Source organism: Burkholderia sp. Bp9140 (genome assembly GCF_003853425.1).
Classification (GTDB): Bacteria; Pseudomonadota; Gammaproteobacteria; order Burkholderiales; family Burkholderiaceae; genus Burkholderia.
Window position 1 is genome coordinate 92,713 of record NZ_QTPQ01000015.1, and the last position, 20,174, is coordinate 112,886.

Sequence of the window (20,174 nt, forward strand, 5' to 3'; positions counted from 1 at the left end):
TCCTAAAGTTGCCTGTACTTAAACTTCGATTCCTGCTTCCTTGAAACGCCGGTTAGCGACGAAATTGACGCCAAGGGAGGTAATGATTCGCGGGTAGGCACGACTCGGTGCCGTCTTTTTCCTGAGGATCTCGATAGCGGGCGTATTCATCCCGGCTGCCAGCTCGGCGATTGCCTTTCCGAACCCCGTGCCGCGAGAAACCCCGGTGCCGTTACAGAACGCCGCACCATATACGTTGGGCGCCAACTCGCCCCAGACCATTCCGCCGTTCTGCGCCAACGTCAGCAACCCACCCCAGCTTGCTTCGAAGCCGATGGACGAAAGCTCGGGCCAGCGCCGGTCGAAAGCGACCTGCTGCTGGGTACGCGCGTTCATGACATCCTCGAGCGTGGTCTTGAAGTGATTGGCATACGCGTAGACGTTGCGCAGGAACAAGCGGTTGTCGACCGTGCGTCGCACGGTCGTCCCGAAGCTGTTCGCCGGGATCAGGCCGTACGCCGGCTGGCCGCCCAGGCGCTTGATCTCGTCCTCGGTCAGTTGACGCGTCATGCTGGCGAACGTGTAGACCGGGATGGCGGTATTGCGGTAGAAGCCAAAGTTCGTCAGATACCCCGCCGCGCAGATAATGACCTTTGCGGCACGGATAACGCCGTTCGCGGTTTCGAAGACGTGTTGCGACGGGCCGAACTGGGCCGCCGTGATCGTGGTGTTCTCATAGACGGCGACGTTCTTCGGCAATACCCGCGCCGCGTTCTTCAGGTACTTCGCGGGCTGCAGCAGGATCGTGCCCGGATGGTGCAGCGCCTTGATGTAGTGCTTGCTGCCCGTCATCGCCCGCATTTCGTCACGCTCGATCCAGCGATACTTCTGCCCCATTCTGTCCAGGGCCTTCGAGAACTCGACCAGGTCGGCAACGCCATGCTCGGTAGCGGCGCTGTGATACTTGCCCTGGGGATCCCAGTCGCAATCGACGCCCAGCTCCTCGACAGCGCTCTGCAGGTAGGCGTTGCCTTCCCGGTTCACATAGAGTTCGTCGCGGTTGCCTTGATCGTCCTCGACGAAGTCGTGCTTTCGCGGGTTGTGCGCCAGGTCGATAGCGAAGCCCATGCAGCGCCCGGATGCGTTGTTGCCGATACGGCCTGCATCGACGAGCACGACCTTGGCATCCGGCCGCACTTCGGCATATCGACGGGCTGCATGCAGCCCCATCCATCCGGCGCCAATCACGAGACAATCGCATGTGACGTCGCCCGGCAGCGGGTTCAGCGGCAGATCCGGTCCCGATGTCAGGTACCAGCCGGATACTGTCGCGTCCGGTTGCGGCGGGGCGACTTCAATGCGCTTGTTCAAAACATTCGCAGCCAACTTTCATCTCCTCGATTGACGCTTTTTTGCGACCTGCTGCAGCGTCCTGAACACCTTCCAGTCCTGACTGGCGGGCATCGGCGCGCCTCTGAAAGTCGAGGTCCAGGCAGGCTGGCGAACCTCAACCGTCGTTTCGTCAGCGTGTACACAATGACCCTGACTTCAACGTGATTCGACTATAGAAGCGTCCTAAAATTTTCGCAATAAAAAATTTACCTTATTTTTTTCTCTGACGAGAATTTTAGGCAGTCCGGCATGTTGGGCCATGTCCGTCGCGTTTTCGCGATGGAAATCGTGCCGCCGCGCAACCCGGAAACACGTTCAGCAGTCATCGCCGGTGTTCCGCAGCACTTACATACATCGCGGCCAAACCCGGCAAGCATCGCCAAAACATCGGCCCAGGACGACACAGGGGGCCGCCAAATGGCGGCCCCCTGTGTCGGACAGAAGCGCTTTCGATTAGAACTTGTGCATGATCGCCGCGCGCACGACGACTTGATTGCGGCTGGAGGACACGTCCGCCGCGCCCGGCACGTATGCGACATCAAGCACGGAACCCGTCTTGTCTCCGCTGACATGCTGGTAGGCGCCCTGCAGATAGACGTTCGTCCGCTTCGACAGCTGATAGTTGGCCATCAAACCCGCCTGGTGATAGTTCGGATGTGCGTTACCGGCAGTCGTATTGAAGTTCGTGTGCGTGTAGGTGTAAACCGCCCCGAGCGAAAACGCCGGCGTGAACTGGTACTTGCCGTTGACTTCGAAGTTCTGGAAACGCAGCGACGAAAGCGTCCCCGCCGTCGGCGTGATCGCGCCGACATAGCCGGAGCTCAACGGCTGAGACACGTAGGTGTTCGTGTAGACGAATCCGAGCGTGGCAGCCCCGATCGTGTAGTTGACGCCCGCACCGAAAATCCGCAGTCGCTGCGCCACGAAGTTCTCGTCGCCACCGTTATTGATCGCACCCGATGCTGTCGCAGACGGGTTGTTCGCCTGCAGGTATGCAGCGGCCAGCAGCAGACCGCCCGTGGCATACTGCGCGCCCACGCTGTACTGGCGGTTGTTCGCGAAGTTCGTGTCGTTGCTGAAACTATAGGTGCCGCCGAAGTTCAGACCGCCGGCGATCGTCGGGCTTGCGTACTTGACCGTATTGTTCACGCGGAACGTGTTGGTCGCGTTGTCGTTGTCGTACGGATGAGCAAAGATGTAGCCGCCCCAACCGCCGGTCACCGTCGTCTGCGCCAGATAATCGACCAGCGAGTCGTACTGACGGCCAAGCGTCACACGACCGTAGCGCTCGTTGTCGATACCGACGTACGCTTGACGACCCATGCCAAGGCCGCCTTGGCCGAGCTTGCCCGTATTGACGTCAAACCCGCTCTCGATCTGGAACACAGCCTTATAGCCGCCGCCCAGATCCTCGGTACCTTTCATGCCCCAGCGGCTGCCGGCAAGGTAGCCGCTCTCCATCTGGTAAGCCTTGTGACCCTTGGCGTTGTTGGTGAAATCAATGCCCTCGTCGATCAGGCCGTACAGGGTGACCGTGCTCTGCGCGAGCGCCGGAACCGAGAAAACCAGAAAAACGGATGCTGCAATGCAAGTCTTTTTCATCGATCGTTCTCCAAACCGTCATTGTTTGATTTCAGTCCGCTAACACGTCGCTCGCATCGGCTCGATGGCCCGACCTGTCGAAGGCCGGGCATCGCGCACATGTGCATCGACACCTGACGTGCAAGCAAGTCGCAAGCGGCGATAAGGTTAGGACTGCCACGCTATTTCGTCGCTTGCACCTGCGAACCGCTTTCGTCTCCCCATGTACCGCGAGTCGAATCACTCGGTCCCCGCACGCGCGGCGCAAGAATCGATGACGCCCCTCGCCCCCCACGCGGGTCAGGTGGGGCCACTATAGGAACGTCAATAAATTCCTGCAACAAAAATTTACATGGTATTTTTTTTGCAACAAACCAGTAGCCGGTAATTTTTCTTGAAGCAGATTGTTGGTGATCGTTTTCACTGACAAATGAAACCCATGGCGAGCAAGCGCCCGAGGCCGAAGCGCGCGCGGAATGACGCGCTCGACACCCTCGCCGGCTCCGCGGGCGCGTCAATGACGCAGGGCCGCAAACCTGCCAAGCCGAGGATCAAATGTACGGAAAGGAGCCGCAAGGTAGCGGAAGCGATGAAGGACGTCGTCATCCGATGCGCGGCCAACGCGACGAAACGGCACATCGGTGTGTTCGGATTTCAGGATCCGAACAGAGGCACGTCAAACAGGAAGGAAGGTCGTACGGGGGCCGCCGGACCAGCAGAATGCCGGCGCCGGCGTTAAAAGATGGTCAATATCCGACGCGGTACACGCGACCCGTGTCAGGACCATCGACACTGCGCTGATAGGCAAGCCCGACGCGGGCGCTGCTGACGGGCTCAAAGCCCAGGAAGTAGTCGCCGAAAACCGAAACGGACTCCTCGAGGATGGTGGGGCTGACCAGGTTGATACGCATGCCCCGGCGCAGTTCGGTCGCCGCGCTCATCACAAAACCCTCGAGCGCAAGATTCACGCACGATGCGTTGGTGCCCTCGCGAACGGGCTCGTGCCCGCTGATTCCGCTGGTCAGCGTGAAGGATCCGCCGTCGTTCATCCATTGCTGTCCGGCGAGAACGACGTTGACCTGCCCCATCAGCTTGTCCTGCAGACCGAGCTCGAATTGCTCCACAGTTGTCTCCGACAGTGGACCGAAGTGGACTCGCCCCGTGGTGGTCACGACGCCATCCACCTTTCCGATCTGCTCGAAAAGGCGACGTACGCTACTGATATCGGTGGCGTCCACGTGATACGCGCCGCGCGTGGCGCCGACCTCGATTATGTCGTGGCGCCCTCCCAGTGCCGACACGACTGCCCGTCCGATGGTGCCGGTCGCTCCAATCACTACGATCTTGCTCATTCCTGTCCCGACAAAAGTTCTTCAGACATAAGCCGCCAACGGCCACGATCCACGGGCCGTTGCGCGGATCGGCCCAAACGCCGCGTCGTGACTCGTTGATCGCCGCGCAGGGTGCGCTCAATATGTCGGCGGAGCGATCACCCAAACAACCACCGCGTCCGTATCACCGCGGTTGGCCCACTGGAATTCCTCTCTCGCGATCCGGAAGCTGTCGCCCGCCGACACCTCGAAATGGTTTCCACCGATCCAGATATCCAGCTGCCCCTTGACGACGTAGCCTTCCTCTTCGGTATCCCGCAGCGCCGGCTCTGCGAGCGACGCGCCGGCCGCGAAGGTGCTCAGAAAGGTTTCGAACGCGCCACCGATGTTCGGCGAAAGCAGTTCTTCAACCAAGCCATCGATAGCGCTGCCCAGGCGTCGGCGGGCCCCCGCTCGCACGATCCGTCCCACTTCCGCGGTTGGCTTGGTCTCGGAGACGAAAAACCATCCGAGCGGCACGCCGAGCGTCTGCGCCACGCGCCGCAGATCCGAGATCGAAATCTCCGCGCGACCGCGCTCCAGTTGACTGATAAAACTGATCGAACGGCCGGTCGCGAGCGCAATCTCGGCCAACGTCTTTGATCGAGCCTTGCGCAGCTTGCGGATCTCGTTGCCGAGAGCGAACCGGTCGAATGCAAAATCGTCCAGGGCGGTGCCTTCTCCGCCGTCGCGCGCGACTTGCACCATTTCAATCCTCGCTCGTTGATTGAGTAAAAAATTCCTCCAAAATTTACCACAAAAAAATTTTGGCGTGTTTTTCGATGGCAGAAAAGCTCGGCAGACATTGATACGATGATTTTGATCCGCGAGCGCCGATCGCCTTGCGCCGCCGTCAATCCGCCGCGTCCGAGCCCAGCGCCGCCCTCAATTGGGGCACGATGGCAAAAAGATCCCCGACCAGGCCAACATCAGCGATCTGGAAAATCGGCGCATCCGGATCCTTGTTGATGGCGACGATCGTCTTCGAATCCTTCATGCCGGCAAGGTGCTGGATGGCGCCGGAAATACCGATCGCGACATACAGATCGGGGGCGACCACCTTGCCCGTCTGCCCGACCTGCAAGTCGCTGGGCGCAAATCCGGCGTCGACCGCGGCGCGCGACGCACCGACTGCCGCGTTCATCGTGTCGGCGAGGGCTGCGAGCGAGTCGAACGCCTCCTTCGACCCGAGACCACGCCCGCCCGAGACGACCACGGTAGCGGTCGCCAGATCGGGCCGCTCCGTAATCGACACGTTGTCACGCACGAAGCGGCTGGAAGCCGCGTCTGCGTCGTACTCGAGCTCGTCGATCGACGCTGCAGCGCCGACATCGGCGGCCGGCGCAAATCGGGACGCGCGCACCGTCACCACCTTGACCGGATCCTTCGATCGGACGACGGCAATGGCGTTGCCGGCATAGATCGGGCGTTCGAACGTGTCGTTCGACACAACCGCCGAGATCTCGGAGATCTGCGCAACATCCAGCAGTGCGGCAACACGCGGCAACACGTTCTTTCCGTTGGTCGTCGCAGGGGCGACGATGTGCTCATACTCGCCAGCCATCAGGACCAGCAGCGGTGCAACATTTTCCGGGAGGTAATGCGCCAGCGAAGGTGCCTGGGCCAACACAACTTTCCGGACGCCTTCGAGGCGCGCGATTTCCTCCGCGACATTGCGACAATTCTCTCCACCCACCAGAACGTCGACCGTGCCGGCCATCTCCCGGGCCGCGGTGATTGCGTTTCGGGTTGCCGCAGCAACCGCTGAATTATCGTGATCTGCCAGAACGAGCGCTGCCATGTCAGCGTGCCTCCAATACCGTCTTGATTTCCTTCACGAGCTCCTGCACCGTCGCGACCTTCCGCCCGGCCTGCCGTTGCGCGGGCGGACGTACCTCGAGGACGGCCACGCGCGGTGTCACGTCCACGCCCAGTGCGTCTGGCGTGATCGTATCCAGCGTCTTCTTCTTGGCCTTCATGATGTTGGGCAATGACGCGTGCCGGGGATCATTCAGGCGCAAATCGACGGTCGCGATGGCCGGCATCTTCAACACGAGCTCCTGGGTGCCGGCGTCGACTTCACGCGTGATCCGCAGGTTCCCGCCGTCCAGCGCCAGCGCCGACACGAACGTGGCCTGCGGCCAGTCCAGCAGACCTGCCAGCATCTGCCCGGTCTGGTTGCTGTCGTCGTCGATCGCCTGTTTGCCCAGCAGTACGAGTGTCGGCTCTTCCTTGCGCACCACGGCGACCAGCAGCTTGGCGACCGCGAGCGGCTCCACGTTGACGTCCGTCTGAACATGAATGGCGCGGTCCGCGCCGACCGCGAGAGCGGTACGGAGCGTCTCTGCCACCTTCTCCGGGCCAATCGACACGACGACGACTTCACCGGCGGCCCCAGCTTCCTTCAGCCGTACGGCCTGCTCCACCGCCACCTCATCGAACGGGTTCATCGACATCTTCAGGTTGGCGGTATCAACCCCGGTGTTGTCGGCGTTCACCCGGACATTCACGTTCGGATCGACCACCCGCTTCACGGCAACCACGATCTTCATCTCTGTATCCTTTCCGCCCCGCTCCCGGGGCCGTCACTGACGTTATCCCGGGAACTAGCACTTGATCCGTTCGTTCTTCGGATCGTAGAACGAAGCAAGGCTCGCTTTCGCGGGCACTTTCTCCCACGCGACCTCGATCTCGAACCTGTTTTGAGCCAACCAGTCGGCGGTCACGCCATCGGCGTTGTACACGTATCCCATGCCCAACGACGCGTCGATACGGTGGCCGTACATGCCCGACGTGATCGAGCCCACGATGCTGCCGTTACACCAGATCGGCTCTTCGTGATAGAGCAGCTTGCTCGGATCCTCGAGCTGGAACTGGACCATGCGGCGCGTCAGCGGCCCGGCCGCCTTTGCTTCGCGCAGCGCTTCGAGGCCGATGAAGCCGTCGGGCTTGTCCCATGCGACGCAGAATCCGAGACCCGCTTCGAGCGGATTGTCCTCGATCGTCAGATCGTGGCCCCAGTGTCGATAGCCCTTCTCGGTACGGCAACTGTTCATCGCGTGATAGCCGGCCAGACGCAACCCGAACTGTTCACCTTCCTTGACGAGCAGTTCATAAACGTGAAGCGCGAACTCCACCGGCACATACAGTTCCCACCCCAGTTCGCCGACGAACGTGATACGGCTCGCACGCACTCGCGCATATCCGATCTCGATCTCGCGCGAAGTCGCGAACGGAAACGCGTCGTTCGACAGGTTCGCGCCCGACACCTTTTCAAGCAGCGCGCGCGAGTTCGGCCCCATGATCCCGAACACGGCAAGGCTCGAAGAAATGTCCGTGGCGATACATTGCGCACCAGCCGGAATATTGCGCTCCAGCCAGGAGAAGTCGCGGCTCTGGGTCGCGCCCGCGGTAACGACCATGTACGACGTGGGTCCCGTTCTCGTGATCGTCAGATCGGCCTCGATGCCGCCCTTCTCGTTGAGCCACTGCGTGTACACCATCTTGCCGACAGGCACGTCGACGTCCGAAACGGAGATCCGGTTGAGCGCGCGCGTGGCGTCCGGACCTTGCACGAGAAACTTGGCAAACGACGTCTGGTCGAACAGCCCGACAGCGTCGCGCACCGCGCGACATTCTTCGCCGGCGTTCTCGAACCAGTTTTGCCGCCCCCAGCTGTATTCGTAGCTCGCATTCTGTCCGGGCTTCACATACCAGTTTGCACGTTCCCATCCGGAGACTTCCCCCATCACGGCCCCGGCCGCGACAAGGCGGTCGTGCAGCGGAGAACGGCGTGCACCACGGGCCGTGTCGAACTGGCGGAACGGCCAGTGCATCGCATACAGAAGGCCGAGCGTTTCCACGGTACGGTCATGCAGGTAGCGCTTCGTGCCCTGGAACGGGTGCATGCGTCGCACATCGACATCAGACAGATCCATCGGAGGACGGCGATCCCGGATCCATTCCGCGAGCGCCTTGCCCGCGCCGCCGGAACTCTGGATACCGATCGAATTGAAGCCGCAGGCCACGAACAGGTCTTTCACCTCCGCCGTCTCGCCGAGCAGATAGCGGTCGTCAGGGGTGAAGCTTTCAGGTCCGTTGAAAAACGTCTTGATTCCCGTGTTCTCGAGGACGGGGACACGGTTGGCCGCGTCGAGAAGGATCGGTTCGAAATGATCGAAATCGTCGGGAAGCGCGTCGAAGCAAAAGTCTTCCGGAATGCCCTTCATCCCCCACGGTTTCGCGACGGGTTCGAACGCACCCAACAGCAGTTTGCCGGCGTCTTCCTTGTAGTAGGCGCACTCGTCCGGCACGCGCAGCACCGGGAGATTGCCGGGCAGCCCTTCGACCGATTCGGTCACGATGTAGAAGTGCTCCGCCGCATGCAGCGGCAGTGACACACCAATCTGCGCGGCGAGCTCGCGCGACCACATGCCGGCCGCCAGTACAACGGTATTGGCCTTGATCACGCCTTCGGCCGTCTGCACACCGACCGCTCGACCGTTCTCGACCAGCAGCTTCTCGACCTTCTGATTCTCGAGGATCTTCGCGCCACGCATTCGTGCGCCCTTCGCGAAAGCCTGCGTGATGTCGGTCGGATTGGCCTGGCCGTCCTTGGGAAGAAACACCCCGCCGACCACCCCGTCGAGATTGAGCATCGGCCAGAGCTCCTTGATGTCGGATGAACCGATCACCTGCACGTCCAGCCCGAAGTTCTTCGCCATCGATGCGCCGCGCTTGAGCTCCTCGAAACGCGACGGGTTGAGGGCAAGGCTGATGGAGCCATTTTGCTTGAAACCGGTCGCCTGCCCCGTCTCGCGCTCCAGTTCGTAGAGAAGCTCCGACGTGTACTTCGCCAGCTCGGTCATCTGGCGGCTGTTGCGCAGTTGCCCGATCAGGCCAGCGGCATGCCACGTAGTCCCGCAAGTCAACTGCTTCCGCTCCAAAAGCGTGACATCGGTAATGCCGAGCTTGGTCAGATGGTATGCGATCGAGCATCCGACAATGCCCCCTCCGACGATAACTACGTCTGCGTGAGCAGGAACCTGGTTCATCATTTCGTTGACCTTTTTGGGTGCACTTCCAGAACTCATTCCACCGAAGGCTGCATCGGGTAGGGTGGCGTAGTCGCCCGCTGCATGACTCCATCGCGTGCGATAGCCCGGCAGGCGCCCGCGATGCCGAACGCTGCGTCGCTTCGTTGCGACAGGCCGCTTCGGCATCCAGGAGTTCCAACGACCCGGGTTTGTAGGGAAAATATATTCGCGAGAAAAAATTCTTGCAACAAAAAACATAGCGAGTTATTTTTTTGCACATGCAACCCAAGCTGTCATCTTGCCGTCCTGACGCATGCTCGTTTTCCCTCTTAGGAATAACCCGATGTCCTCCATCAATGAAGCGCTGCCGCCGCGATCCGCGCAAACTTTTGTTCTGAAAGTCATCTGCCGCGGAAAGCGCGGCATCGTCGCAGCCATCGGAAATTTCCTGGCTGATCGCGGGTGCAACATCACCGAGATGGCGCAGTTCGATGACGAAGACCAGGGGCGATACTTTTCGCGCGTGGTATTTCACACCGAGACGGACCCTGGCCCGACTGCGGACGAACTGCGTGAAGCATTCAAGGCCACGGCATCCGCTTTCGGCATGCAATGGGAAATGCGAGCGCTGGACGATCGAGCCCGAGTGCTGATCATGGTGTCGAAGTTCGATCACTGCCTGGAAGACCTGCTGTATCGCCAGCGCATGGGCGAGCTGCCGATGATCATTCCGGCCGTCGTTTCCAATCACCCGGATCTTCGCTCCCTGGTCGAGCGACACGATGTTCCCTTCCACGTTCTGCCGGTCACGGCGGAGAACAAGCGCGAGCAGGAAGCCAAGCTGCTGCAGATTTTCGCGGACACGCGCAGTGATCTGGTGGTACTTGCCCGCTATATGCAAGTACTGTCGAACGATTTGTGCAGGGAACTCTCAGGCAAGGCGATCAACATTCACCACTCGTTCCTGCCCGGATTCAAAGGCGCCAAACCCTATCACCAGGCTTTCGACCGCGGCGTAAAACTCATCGGTGCGACGGCGCACTACGTTACCGGCGATCTCGATGAAGGGCCGATCATCGAGCAGGTCGTGGAACGGGTCGACCATACGTTCTCCCCCGAACAGCTGGTCGCCGCCGGTCGCGACTCCGAAAAACTGGCGCTCGCTCGAGCCGTCAAGTTCCATATCGAGAGCCGTGTGTTCCTCAACGGAAACAAGACGGTCGTATTCAAGTAACGCAATTCGCGCCCCTGGAAAGTGACATGGTGAGCATCACCCTCGATGGCAAGGGACTGGCAGGACAAGTGGCGACCAGTCTCGCCGAACGCACGAAGGCCCTGCGGCACCGAAATGGTGGCCGTACGCCGATCCTCGCGACGATCCTTGTCGGCGACGACCAGTCGTCCGCAACCTACGTCAAGATGAAGGGGAACGCCTGCCGGCGAATCGGAATGGATTCCCGCGCGCTCGTCTTGCCCCGCGAAACCACGACGGAAGAGCTGCTTGCACGCATCGATTCCCTGAACGCGGATCCCGATGTCCATGGCATCCTGCTCCAGCATCCCGTGCCTCCCCAGATCGATGAACGGCAGTGCTTCGACCGGATCGCGCTTCAAAAGGATGTCGACGGCGTAACAAGTTCAGGGTTCGGCCTCATGGCGCTGGGCGAGCCGGCGTTCGGTTCCGCCACGCCAGCCGGCATCATGGCGCTACTGGAGCATTACGGAATCGACGTGTCGGGCAAACGTGCGGTCGTGGTGGGCCGGAGCCCTATTCTCGGCAAACCGATGGCCCTGATGCTCTCGAACGCGAACGCCACGGTCACGTTGTGCCATTCGAAGACGGTCGACCTGGAGCAGGAGATCGGGCGCGCCGACATCGTCGTCGCTGCGGTCGGGAGACCGCACTTCATCAAGTCCTCGTGGATCAAGGACGGCGCGATCGTCATCGACGCAGGGTATCACCCGGGCGGCATTGGCGACGTCGATCCATCAGGCCTACGCGAGCGCTGTGCGGCGCTCACGCCCGTACCGGGTGGAGTGGGTCCGATGACGATCGCGATGCTGGTCGCACAGACGCTCATTGCAGCGGAAAGGGCTGCCGGATAGCTGCGCCACAACGGGAAAAACCGAAACCGCGTACCCGTCGGCACCTTCCTGCCCTTCACTGAATATCTCCACGCATCGCGTGTTGGCCGGTCCCAGGACCGGCATTTTTTTTATCGCAGAGGCCGACTGCAGACAAAGGCAGGAGCGCTTGGGCAATGGATAGCCGCCATCAGATCAGCGCGTTGCAACTGCGGATATGAACGGCTCGACGTTGTTCAATGTGCAACCCGGACCTGCCGGTGGCAGATCATCACGCGTACCCTCGTTCACAGGAAAGCACCGCCCCACAAATTTCTTGCACGAAAAAATATTTGCGTGTATTTTTTTACCGTGCAATTTCAGAGCACGCCCATGCGTGGGCAAACGCCTGTTTTGCCGCCATGGCTGCGGCCCCTTGTTGCTCGTCACGCCCGCCACGTTGGCCGACGACGAGTTGTTCCATGATGACCGAGAATCAGAAATGCCTTCGCAAATGAGCCCGAGTGTGTCAACCAAGCCGCTGTGGTTTCAGCCCGGGCCGGGACGCCAGCAGCTAACCCGTTCGATCGATGCGGATGTGGTCATCGTCGGCGCTGGCTACACGGGACTCTGGACCACGTACTACTTGTTGAAAGCCCGGCCCTCGCTGCGAGTGGTGCTTGTCGAGCGAGATGTCGTCGGGTTTGGTGCCTCCGGACGCAATGGTGGATGGGCATCGGCGATTTTCCCGATCTCACTTTCGCGCGTGGCGCAGATGTATTCGCATGATGCCGCCCTGCATCTGCAGGCGGCCATGAACGAGACTGTCGACGAGATCGGCCGGGTGCTCGATCTGGAACGTCTGGATGCGGATTTCAAAAAGGAAGGCTTCATATCCCTGGCTCGCAGCGACGCACAACTTGTCCGGGCTCGCGCGGCCGTGGAGGCTTCCACGCGTTTCGGCCTTCCTGCTCAATGGCGGGCGCTGGATTCCGCTGCAGCGCGCGAAAAGGTGCGTGCGACGAATGTGATCGGTGCGCTCTACACGGAGCATTGCGCGGTCATCCATCCAGGAAAACTGGTGCACGGCCTGGCGAAATTGGTCGAAAGCATGGGCGCGCGCATCTACGAGCGCTCCGAGGTCATCAGCATCGGACCGGGGGTCGTCAGCACGGACAACGGAAAGGTAAAGGCAGAGACGGTCGTCCGTGCAACGGAGGCGTTCTCGTGTCAGCAACCCGAAAATCATCGCTCCGTCGTTCCCCTCTACTCCCTCGTCCTTGCCACGGAGCCTTTGCCGCTCGAGTTGCGCCGGAAATTGCACCTCGACCATCGTCTCGCGTTCAACGATATGCGCCATCTTCGCGTGTATGGCCAGGTGACGGCCGAAGGGCGACTGGTTTTCGGCGGTCGCGGCGCCCCATATAGATGGGGATCGACGATGTCGGATGACCTCGGGGATGCTCATGACCAAATCCGGGAATCGATGGTGGAGCTCTTTCCGGAACTGGCCGACGCGGCCATCACTCACCGCTGGGGCGGTGCGCTCGGTGTCGCCCGTGATTGGTGTCCAAGCGTGAGCATGGACAGGCGTACTCGCATCGCTTGGGCCGGCAACTATGCGGGGGACGGTGTCGCGACCAGCAATCTGGCCGGGCGCATTCTGCGCAATCTCATCCTTGGTGTTGACGAGGAAGTCAATAGCTTGCCGCTCGTCAATCACCGGTCGCCTGCGTGGGAAGCAGAACCGTTGCGTTGGCTCGGCATCAACGGCGGCCTTTTCGCTGCGGGGTTGAGCGATCGCGAAGAGAAGTGGACCCATCATCCATCGCGTACTGCCATGCTTATGGAAAAGCTGACGGGCGCGCATTAAGAGAGGCTTGCATGAACCAATTCACCGTCTTGAAGGCACAGCAAATTGCATCGGCCGAGCTGACCCCTCGCGGGCAACGCACCGGCGCCGACAGGGGCGATCCTCAGATCGCCACTCAAGAACTCGCGAAGAACGCAACGGGCAACCTTGGAATATGGGAGTGCCAACCCGGCGGCTGGCCGATCGTCAACCGTCCCGATACGGAGTTCACGTACATCCTGTCGGGGCGCGCTACCCTGACCGATGACGCGAGCGGCGAAGTCGTCGAAATCGGCGCGGGCGATCTCGTCATCCTGCCGCCGGGCTGGACCGGGCGTTGGGACATCATTGAACCGGTGAAAAAAGTCTACGCGATCTACTGATGCGCGGCTCGCGTGCGTGGCCCGCAGTGGTGGGGCATGCCGCGGGCCGAGAGACTGCGGAAGAAGGCAGAAGCAGCGGGACGCCAAGGTATCGCACTTGTCCGCAGCAGCGCGACGACGATTGGTTGGTGCAGCCTGGCCGGCAACGTCGCGCGCGGTTGCAACACGGTCAGATACCCGGCGACGCATCGGCACGCCGATGCGCGTCAGTGTCAACGCAGCACACCAGCACCTCCGCGGGCGCTTTTCCGGTGCTGAGATACACGTGTCCGACGGAACTGTCGAAATACAGGCTGTCGCCGGGCTTGAGTTGAAACACCGCTCCAGTCTCGAACCTGAGCTCGAGCGAACCCTGCAGCAGGAACACGAACTCCTCGCCACTGTGGCGAATGTAGTCTGGAAAGTCGGAGAGCTTGCGGGCCCGCACATGGCCACGCATCGGCACCATGCGCTTGCCCGTCAGCTCGTTGGCGAGCATGTGGTATTCGTAGTTCGGCGTGTTGTAGACCATCTGCTGCCCGGCGGCCGTGAAGGTCGGCACGATATGACCCGTGGCGGCCGGCCGCGCGCGTCCGAACAGTTCGTCGAAGCCGATTTCCAGCGCATGGGCGAGCGCCGCGAACTTGTCGTAGGTAAGGGCGATGTCGCCGCGCTCCGCCTTCGAGATCGTCGACACGGCAATGCCGGACCGCGCCGACAAATCCGTCAACGTCAGGCCCTGCGCCTTGCGCGCCTCGCGCAAACGCGCGCCAACCGCCTTGTGATCGATTTGCGCTGAAGCCTCGACAGGTGCGGGCGCCTTGCGCGCGGCGGATCTTGCCATCAAACGTACTCCCTGGACAGTCATACGGGTTTTGTCGTATACGAGAATTAATTTTTTCTCGTATATGATAACTCGCATCGAGGCCTGTCCAGAAGGAGCCGCCACCGTGTCAGCGCTTGCATTGGAGAAAGCCGGTCTGTCGAAGACCCAGGTCATTGCCGCGACGACGCTCGGCACGGCGCTGGAGTTCTACGATTTCACCATCTACAGTTTCTTCGCGATTCAGATAGGACAACTGTTTTTCCCGTCTGCTTCGCCAGTGAACCAGTTTCTGCTGTCGATCGGCGTGTTCGGCGTGGGGTTTGTCGTGAGACCGCTCGGCGGCGTCGTCATCGGCGCATACGCCGATCGTGCCGGGCGCAAGAAGGCGATGGTGCTGACCATCATGCTGATGGCACTCAGTTGCGCGCTGATCGCCTGCGCGCCGACCTATGCGGCGGCGGCGGGCATGGTCGCACCGTTCATCGTGCTTGCGGCGCGATTGATTCAGGGTTTCGCGGCAGGCGGCGAGTTTGGCCCCGGCACGACATTGCTCGTCGAATATGCATCCGATTCGACCCGGGCCTACTTCGCAAGCTGGAATTTCTCCGCAACCGCGCTCGGTGTCGCGCTGGGCGCGGCGGTAGCGACACTCATTAACACGATGCTGCCCAAGGAAGCCGTGCTCGCCTGGGGCTGGCGCATTCCGTTCGTATTAGGCATCGTTGCGGCGCCGGTCGGCATGCTGATCCGTCGACGCCTCGAGGAAACACTGAGCGATTCCGCGTCCGGCGGCACGCATCGACGTGGCGCGTTGAAGGCCGCACTCACCACGCACCTCAGGCTGACCATTCTCGGCACGTTCGCGGAGCTCGGCGGCTCGGTGTCCGTCTACATCACGGCGTTCTTCCTGCCAAGCCACGCCGTGCGGGCGCTGCACCTTTCGCCGACCGCATCGGTTGTGTCAGGCATGGTCAGTTCGCTCGTGCTGTTCGCCGCCGCACCCATTGCCGGCAAGCTCGCGGATCGCTACAGCCGCAAGCGCGTGCTCGTGGTGTCGCGGGTGATCCTGATGCTGACCGTTTATCCCGCGTTTGCGTGGTTGTCGGCCCAGCCTTCGGCATGGCGGCTGTGCGCCGTGTCCGTGTTCCTGTCGCTGTTCGTCGCCGGGCAGATCGTGCCCGTGCTCGTGATGATACCGGAGCTGTTCCCGAAGCACGTGCGTGCGACAGGCATCGCACTGACCTACGTCGTGAGCGCGTCGTTTTTCGGCGGATTCTCACCGTTCGTCGCGAGCTGGCTCGTCGCGCGCACCGGCAATGCGCTCGCGCCCGCGTGGTATGTCGCTGCAGCTTGCGCGATCTCGCTCGTACCCGTGATCTGGCTGCGCGATCGCACGGGCGAAGCGCTCTCCTGAACCTTGGCATCCAGGAAAACCCATGTCCGATAACGACGATCTCGTCAGCCGCAATGCCGTCGAGTTGCGACGCATGATCGGCGCGAAAGAGATTTCGCCCGTCGAACTGCTCGATGCGTGCATCGAACGGATCGAAGCCATCAACCCCGCGGTCAATGCGATCACGGCTACCTGCTACGACGCGGCGCGCGACGCAGCGAAGGCAGCCGAGCGCAAAGTGCTCGCCGGTGAACGCCTGGGACTGCTGCACGGCCTGCCGCTCGGGGTGAAGGATCTCGAAGATACGGCAGGGCTGCTCACCACCTACGGCTCGCCGATGTCGCGCGGCCATGTACCGTCTCGCGACGTGGTGCTGGTCGAAAGGCTGCGCGCCGCCGGCGCGATTCTCGTCGGCAAGACGAACGTGCCGGAACTCGGGGCGGGCGCCAACACGCGCAATCCGGTATGGGGCGCGACCGGCAATCCGTTCAATCCTGAACTGAATGCGGGTGGCTCGTCGGGCGGGTCGGCCGTCGCCCTCGCCTGCGACATGCTGCCGATTTGCACCGGCTCGGATACGGGCGGTTCGCTCCGCATTCCCGCATCGAAATGCGGCGTAGTCGGATTCAGGCCATCGCCGGGGCTCGTGCCGAACTCCCGGCGGCTGCTCGGATGGACACCCATCTCCGTCGTCGGACCGATGGGCCGCGACGTCGAGGAAACAGCATTGCAGCTTGCAGCGACGGCCGGGCTCTCGTCGGGCGACCCACTGAGCTACGAGACGGATGCACCCGGTTTCACGGCGTTGCCCGCGCTTGATCTCGCCACCCTGCGCGTCGGCTATACGGAAGACTTCGGTGCGTGCGACGTCGACGACGATATCCGGGCACTGTTCCGTTCCCGGATGTCCGCGCTTCGCAAGATGGTACGCACATGCGAGCCCGTTGATTTCGATCTCGGCGACGTGCACCGCGCATTCGATGTGATCCGCGCGGAAAGCTTCGTCGCGGGACTTCGCGACGCCTACGCGCGCGAGCCGGATGCGCTCGGACCGAATACACGCGCGAACTACGAGATCGGCGCCGCGATGACCCTCGCGGACAGTGCCTGGGCACACGCGGAACAGACGCGTATTTTCGGGCGCTTCCAGCGCGCATTCGAACGTTACGACGTGATCGTGTCGCCCACCACGCCCGTTTCTCCCTTTCCGTGGCGCGAGCTGCATGCCACGCAAATCAACGGCCGCGCACAGGCGAACTACTATCGCTGGCTGGCGTTGACGTACGTCGTCACGCTCACGACACATCCCGCGATTTCGCTGCCGTGCGGCGTCGATCACGCGGGCATGCCCTTCGGCTTGCAGATCGTCGGCCCGTTTCGCGACGATCTCAAGACGCTGGCCGTTGCGCATGCGATGGAGCAGGCGTTCGCCAAGGAGCCCACGCTGCGCCGGCCGCGCCCCGACCTGTCGACACTCACGCAAGCAAACCCGGCGCTCAAGTCAATCGTCACCGCGCCGCCCATTCTCGATGCCGCGGGCGACGGCCCGGCCGGCATGCCATCGGTATAAACAACCCCAATCCATCATGTCCAATCAAATCGAACGCCTGCAAACCAATGCACGCATGAGCCAGATCGTCATCGCCAACGGCATCGTTCATCTGTCGGGACAGATACCCGCTACGGCTGGCGCATCGATCACCGTGCAGACGACGGAAGTCCTGAGTCGTATCGATACGCTGCTTGCTGCGGCGCATATCGACAAGACCCGCGTCATCACGGCCAACGTGTGGCTCAGCGACGCGAAACACTTCGACGAATTCAACGCGGTCTGGGACGCGTGGGTACCTTCCGGCCATGCACCGGCACGCGCCTGCGTGCAGGCATTGCTGATGAAAACCGGCCTCGATGTCGAGGTGGCCGTGACCGCGCTTGCATGACTTCATGGCCATGAAGTTCGATACGCTGGTCCTCGGCGGCGGCATGGTGGGCGTATCCGTCGCCGTGCACTTGCAACAGCGCGGCTTGTCCGTTGCGCTGGTCGACCGCAAGGCGCCCGGCAACGAGACGTCGCTCGGCAACGCGGGGTTGATTCAGCGCGAGGGCGTCTATCCGTATGCGTTTCCACGCGACCCCGCCACGCTGCTGCGCCACGCCCTTAATCGCTCCCTCGATGTGCGCTATCATGCGCGCGCCCTGCCGAAGCTGCTGCCGTTCCTGCAACGCTACTGGTATCACTCGCGCCAGGATCGCCATGCTGCCATCGCGCGGTCGTACTCGACGTTGATCGAGCATTGCGTCAGCGAGCACCGTGCGCTGGTCGAAGCTTCGGGCGCACAGGCCTTGCTACGCACGGGCGGCTGGCTCAAGGTGTTCCGCAGTGCGCACAAGCAGGACGCCGAGTTGCGCGCAGCGGAACGATGGCGCGCCGAATATGGCGTTGCATATCAGGCGCTCGATGCCGAACAACTGCGGCGCGACGAGCCATCGTTGAGTCATGTGCTGGCTGGGGCACTGCGCTATGTCGACGCCGACTCCGTCAGCGATCCCAACGCGCTCGTCACCGCGTATGCGCGCTACTTCGAGACGCTCGGCGGCCGAATCTTCATTGGCGATGCGGCGACGCTCGAGCCGCAGTGGCGTGTCGCAACGGATGCGGGCCGCATCGACGCGCGTAGTGCCGTCGTCGCACTGGGACCGTGGTCTGACATCGTCACCACACGCCTGGGTTATCGACTGCCGCTTGCCGCCAAGCGGGGTTATCACATGCACTACGCGACAAAGGAAGGTGCACGCCTGAATCAGCCGGTGCTCGATGCCGAGATCGGCTACTTGATCACGCCGATGGCGCGCGGCATCCGTCTCACGACGGGCGTCGAACTCGCGAAATGCGACGCGCCGCCCACCCCGGTGCAACTCGACGCGATCGAACCCATCGCACGCGAAACCTTTCCGCTCGGCGAACGGCTGGACGAACATCCGTGGCTCGGCCGCCGGCCGTGCACGCCGGACATGATGCCAATCATTGGTCCCGCGACGCATCACAAGGAATTGTGGTTCGCATTCGGGCACGCGCATCATGGATTGACGCTCGGCCCCGTCACCGGGCGTTTGCTTGCGGAAATGATGACCGGGGCCGAACCGATCGCCGATCCGTTTCCGTTTCGGGTCGATCGCTTCGGTTGATGACGAGATCGCGGCGCACGACGGGCGTGTTCAACCACGGCACGCCCCGGCGGTCGGCGCCGCGGGACCAATTCGGCAACGCCGACGGTCACGAGGTCAGCCGACCCGGCACCGCCGTCGAGTGCAGCGCGCCCATTTGGGCTAAGCTCTTGCGCGACAGCGCCGACCTCGATATCGATCGTCATCGGCATTTGCGACAGGAGATATACGAGATGTGGCAACCCGATCCGACCTCGCTCAAGGTCTTCATCGCCACCTGCGAGGAAGGCAGCATCGCGCGCGCGAGCACACGGGAATCGATGGCGGCGGCAGCGATCAGCAAGCGCATTGCCGATATGGAACAGGCGCTGGAAACCACGTTGTTGTTGCGGCGGGCACGCGGGGTCGCCCCGACACCGGCCGGCGAAATTCTCCTGCGCCACGCCCGGCATCTCATGAGCGGCATCGAAGCCCTGCAAGCGGACTTGAGCGAGTTCTCGACCGGCGTGCGAGGGCTTGTTCGCGTGCTTGCAAACGTCTCTTCCATCGTCGAATTCGTGCCGGACCTGATTGCGTCGTTCCTGAAATCGAACGAGAAGATCAGCGTGGTTCTCGAGGAGCGGGTGAGTACGGAGGTTGTGCGGGGCATCGCCGACGGAATCGCGGACATCGGCATCTGCCGTGATTTCGTGGGGGGGACGGACGTACAGATGCTGCCGTTCCGCACCGACCACTTCGCGATCGCGGTCAATGGCAGTCACCCGCTCGCCGGCGCAGCCACCCTGTCGTTCGCGGATACGCTGGACCATGAGCAAATCGGTCTCTCGGTCAATGCCGCCCTCAACTCGCTGATGAAACGCGTCGCTTCCCAGCACGGGCGTCAGCTACGGTATCGTGCAAACGTATCGACCTTCGAGGCGGCCTGCCGCCTCGTTCAACTCAACCTCGGACTTGCAATTCTGCCACTCGAGGCGATCGCGAAATACCGCCAAACATACGATCTCCACGCAATACCGCTATCAGACGAATGGGCCACCCGGCAGTTCGTCATCTGCGTTCGGCAAGTCGATGGACTGTCCGTTGCCGCACGCCGATTTTTCGACCACCTGATGGACGCGGCCCCGCCCCCCTCACAGCGACCGGATTTGCCCTGA

At 61.9% G+C, this 20,174-nt stretch carries 17 protein-coding genes; 9 read left to right on the plus strand and 8 right to left on the minus strand.

Going from position 1 to position 20,174, the window contains the following annotated elements; translation table 11 throughout:
• Positions 1-18 precede the first annotated feature (18 nt).
• The 7 genes from DIE21_RS14670 to DIE21_RS14700 all read right to left on the minus strand — a co-directional run bounded on the left by DIE21_RS14670 (position 19) and on the right by DIE21_RS14700 (position 9,379).
• On the minus strand, positions 19-1,365 hold the full coding sequence (locus DIE21_RS14670) for an FAD-binding oxidoreductase (RefSeq protein ID WP_260432492.1): 1,347 nt from the start codon (positions 1,363-1,365) through the stop codon (positions 19-21).
• Positions 1,366-1,824: 459 nt separating this feature from the next.
• Positions 1,825-2,973, minus strand: a complete 1,149-nt coding sequence (locus DIE21_RS14675) for a porin (protein ID WP_124498372.1) — start codon at positions 2,971-2,973, stop codon at positions 1,825-1,827.
• A 725-nt stretch (positions 2,974-3,698) separates the two neighbouring features.
• A complete protein-coding gene (locus DIE21_RS14680) occupies positions 3,699-4,304 on the minus strand; it encodes a short chain dehydrogenase (RefSeq protein ID WP_124498373.1) in 606 nt (201 codons plus the stop codon).
• A 117-nt stretch (positions 4,305-4,421) separates the two neighbouring features.
• Positions 4,422-5,030, minus strand: a complete 609-nt coding sequence (locus DIE21_RS14685; protein ID WP_124498374.1) for a helix-turn-helix domain-containing protein — start codon at positions 5,028-5,030, stop codon at positions 4,422-4,424.
• Between the two features lie 145 nt (positions 5,031-5,175).
• Entirely contained in the window at positions 5,176-6,123 is a 948-nt protein-coding gene (locus tag DIE21_RS14690) for an electron transfer flavoprotein subunit alpha/FixB family protein (protein ID WP_124498375.1), read from the minus strand.
• Position 6,124: 1 nt separating this feature from the next.
• On the minus strand, positions 6,125-6,874 hold the full coding sequence (locus DIE21_RS14695) for an electron transfer flavoprotein subunit beta/FixA family protein (RefSeq protein WP_124498376.1): 750 nt from the start codon (positions 6,872-6,874) through the stop codon (positions 6,125-6,127).
• 54 nt (positions 6,875-6,928) lie between these two features.
• The gene (locus tag DIE21_RS14700) at positions 6,929-9,379 is read right to left on the minus strand and encodes an FAD-dependent oxidoreductase (protein WP_124498377.1); all 2,451 of its coding nucleotides are present in this window, start codon (positions 9,377-9,379) and stop codon (positions 6,929-6,931) included.
• A gap of 322 nt (positions 9,380-9,701) precedes the next feature.
• Between DIE21_RS14700 and purU the strand changes: the two genes are divergently transcribed.
• From purU to DIE21_RS14720, 4 genes are all read left to right on the plus strand, one after another.
• Positions 9,702-10,592: a formyltetrahydrofolate deformylase gene (gene purU, locus DIE21_RS14705; protein WP_124498378.1), complete on the plus strand. Its 891-nt coding sequence runs from the start codon at positions 9,702-9,704 to the stop codon at positions 10,590-10,592.
• Positions 10,593-10,618: 26 nt separating this feature from the next.
• Entirely contained in the window at positions 10,619-11,464 is an 846-nt protein-coding gene (locus tag DIE21_RS14710) for a tetrahydrofolate dehydrogenase/cyclohydrolase catalytic domain-containing protein (RefSeq protein WP_124498379.1), read from the plus strand.
• Between the two features lie 355 nt (positions 11,465-11,819).
• Positions 11,820-13,295: an FAD-binding oxidoreductase gene (locus DIE21_RS14715; RefSeq protein ID WP_260432493.1), complete on the plus strand. Its 1,476-nt coding sequence runs from the start codon at positions 11,820-11,822 to the stop codon at positions 13,293-13,295.
• A gap of 11 nt (positions 13,296-13,306) precedes the next feature.
• Positions 13,307-13,657 carry a cupin domain-containing protein gene (locus tag DIE21_RS14720; protein ID WP_124498380.1) on the plus strand — a complete coding sequence of 117 codons (351 nt, stop codon included), beginning with the start codon at positions 13,307-13,309 and terminating at the stop codon, positions 13,655-13,657.
• A gap of 169 nt (positions 13,658-13,826) precedes the next feature.
• Here the strand turns inward: DIE21_RS14720 and DIE21_RS14725 are convergent, their stop codons facing one another.
• On the minus strand, positions 13,827-14,480 hold the full coding sequence (locus DIE21_RS14725) for a helix-turn-helix domain-containing protein (protein WP_124498432.1): 654 nt from the start codon (positions 14,478-14,480) through the stop codon (positions 13,827-13,829).
• Positions 14,481-14,586: 106 nt separating this feature from the next.
• Between DIE21_RS14725 and DIE21_RS14730 the strand changes: the two genes are divergently transcribed.
• The 5 genes from DIE21_RS14730 to DIE21_RS14750 are packed head-to-tail and all read left to right on the plus strand — an operon-like array spanning position 14,587 to position 20,174.
• Positions 14,587-15,876, plus strand: coding sequence for an MFS transporter (locus DIE21_RS14730; RefSeq protein ID WP_124498433.1), 1,290 nt, complete (start codon positions 14,587-14,589; stop codon positions 15,874-15,876).
• Positions 15,877-15,898: 22 nt separating this feature from the next.
• The gene (locus tag DIE21_RS14735) at positions 15,899-17,425 is read left to right on the plus strand and encodes an amidase (RefSeq protein ID WP_124498381.1); all 1,527 of its coding nucleotides are present in this window, start codon (positions 15,899-15,901) and stop codon (positions 17,423-17,425) included.
• A gap of 16 nt (positions 17,426-17,441) precedes the next feature.
• Entirely contained in the window at positions 17,442-17,795 is a 354-nt protein-coding gene (locus DIE21_RS14740; protein WP_124498382.1) for a RidA family protein, read from the plus strand.
• A gap of 10 nt (positions 17,796-17,805) precedes the next feature.
• The gene (locus tag DIE21_RS14745; RefSeq protein ID WP_124498383.1) at positions 17,806-19,041 is read left to right on the plus strand and encodes an FAD-binding oxidoreductase; all 1,236 of its coding nucleotides are present in this window, start codon (positions 17,806-17,808) and stop codon (positions 19,039-19,041) included.
• On the plus strand, positions 19,041-20,174 hold the full coding sequence (locus DIE21_RS14750; protein WP_311767447.1) for a LysR substrate-binding domain-containing protein: 1,134 nt from the start codon (positions 19,041-19,043) through the stop codon (positions 20,172-20,174). The genes DIE21_RS14745 and DIE21_RS14750 overlap by 1 nt, the downstream gene beginning before the upstream one ends.

Bases quoted from the DNA above. Each gene is read 5' to 3' on its own strand.
- DIE21_RS14675 (WP_124498372.1), bottom strand. From the start codon at position 2,973: ATGAAAAAGACTTGCATTGCAGCATCCGTTTTTCTGGTTTTCTCGGTT.
- DIE21_RS14680 (WP_124498373.1), bottom strand. From the start codon at position 4,304: ATGAGCAAGATCGTAGTGATTGGAGCGACCGGCACCATCGGACGGGCA.
- DIE21_RS14685 (WP_124498374.1), bottom strand. From the start codon at position 5,030: ATGGTGCAAGTCGCGCGCGACGGCGGAGAAGGCACCGCCCTGGACGAT.
- DIE21_RS14690 (WP_124498375.1), bottom strand. From the start codon at position 6,123: ATGGCAGCGCTCGTTCTGGCAGATCACGATAATTCAGCGGTTGCTGCG.
- DIE21_RS14695 (WP_124498376.1), bottom strand. From the start codon at position 6,874: ATGAAGATCGTGGTTGCCGTGAAGCGGGTGGTCGATCCGAACGTGAAT.
- DIE21_RS14700 (WP_124498377.1), bottom strand. From the start codon at position 9,379: ATGATGAACCAGGTTCCTGCTCACGCAGACGTAGTTATCGTCGGAGGG.
- purU (WP_124498378.1), top strand. From the start codon at position 9,702: ATGTCCTCCATCAATGAAGCGCTGCCGCCGCGATCCGCGCAAACTTTT.
- DIE21_RS14710 (WP_124498379.1), top strand. From the start codon at position 10,619: ATGGTGAGCATCACCCTCGATGGCAAGGGACTGGCAGGACAAGTGGCG.
- DIE21_RS14720 (WP_124498380.1), top strand. From the start codon at position 13,307: ATGAACCAATTCACCGTCTTGAAGGCACAGCAAATTGCATCGGCCGAG.
- DIE21_RS14725 (WP_124498432.1), bottom strand. From the start codon at position 14,480: ATGGCAAGATCCGCCGCGCGCAAGGCGCCCGCACCTGTCGAGGCTTCA.
- DIE21_RS14735 (WP_124498381.1), top strand. From the start codon at position 15,899: ATGTCCGATAACGACGATCTCGTCAGCCGCAATGCCGTCGAGTTGCGA.
- DIE21_RS14740 (WP_124498382.1), top strand. From the start codon at position 17,442: ATGTCCAATCAAATCGAACGCCTGCAAACCAATGCACGCATGAGCCAG.
- DIE21_RS14745 (WP_124498383.1), top strand. From the start codon at position 17,806: ATGAAGTTCGATACGCTGGTCCTCGGCGGCGGCATGGTGGGCGTATCC.
- DIE21_RS14750 (WP_311767447.1), top strand. From the start codon at position 19,041: ATGACGAGATCGCGGCGCACGACGGGCGTGTTCAACCACGGCACGCCC.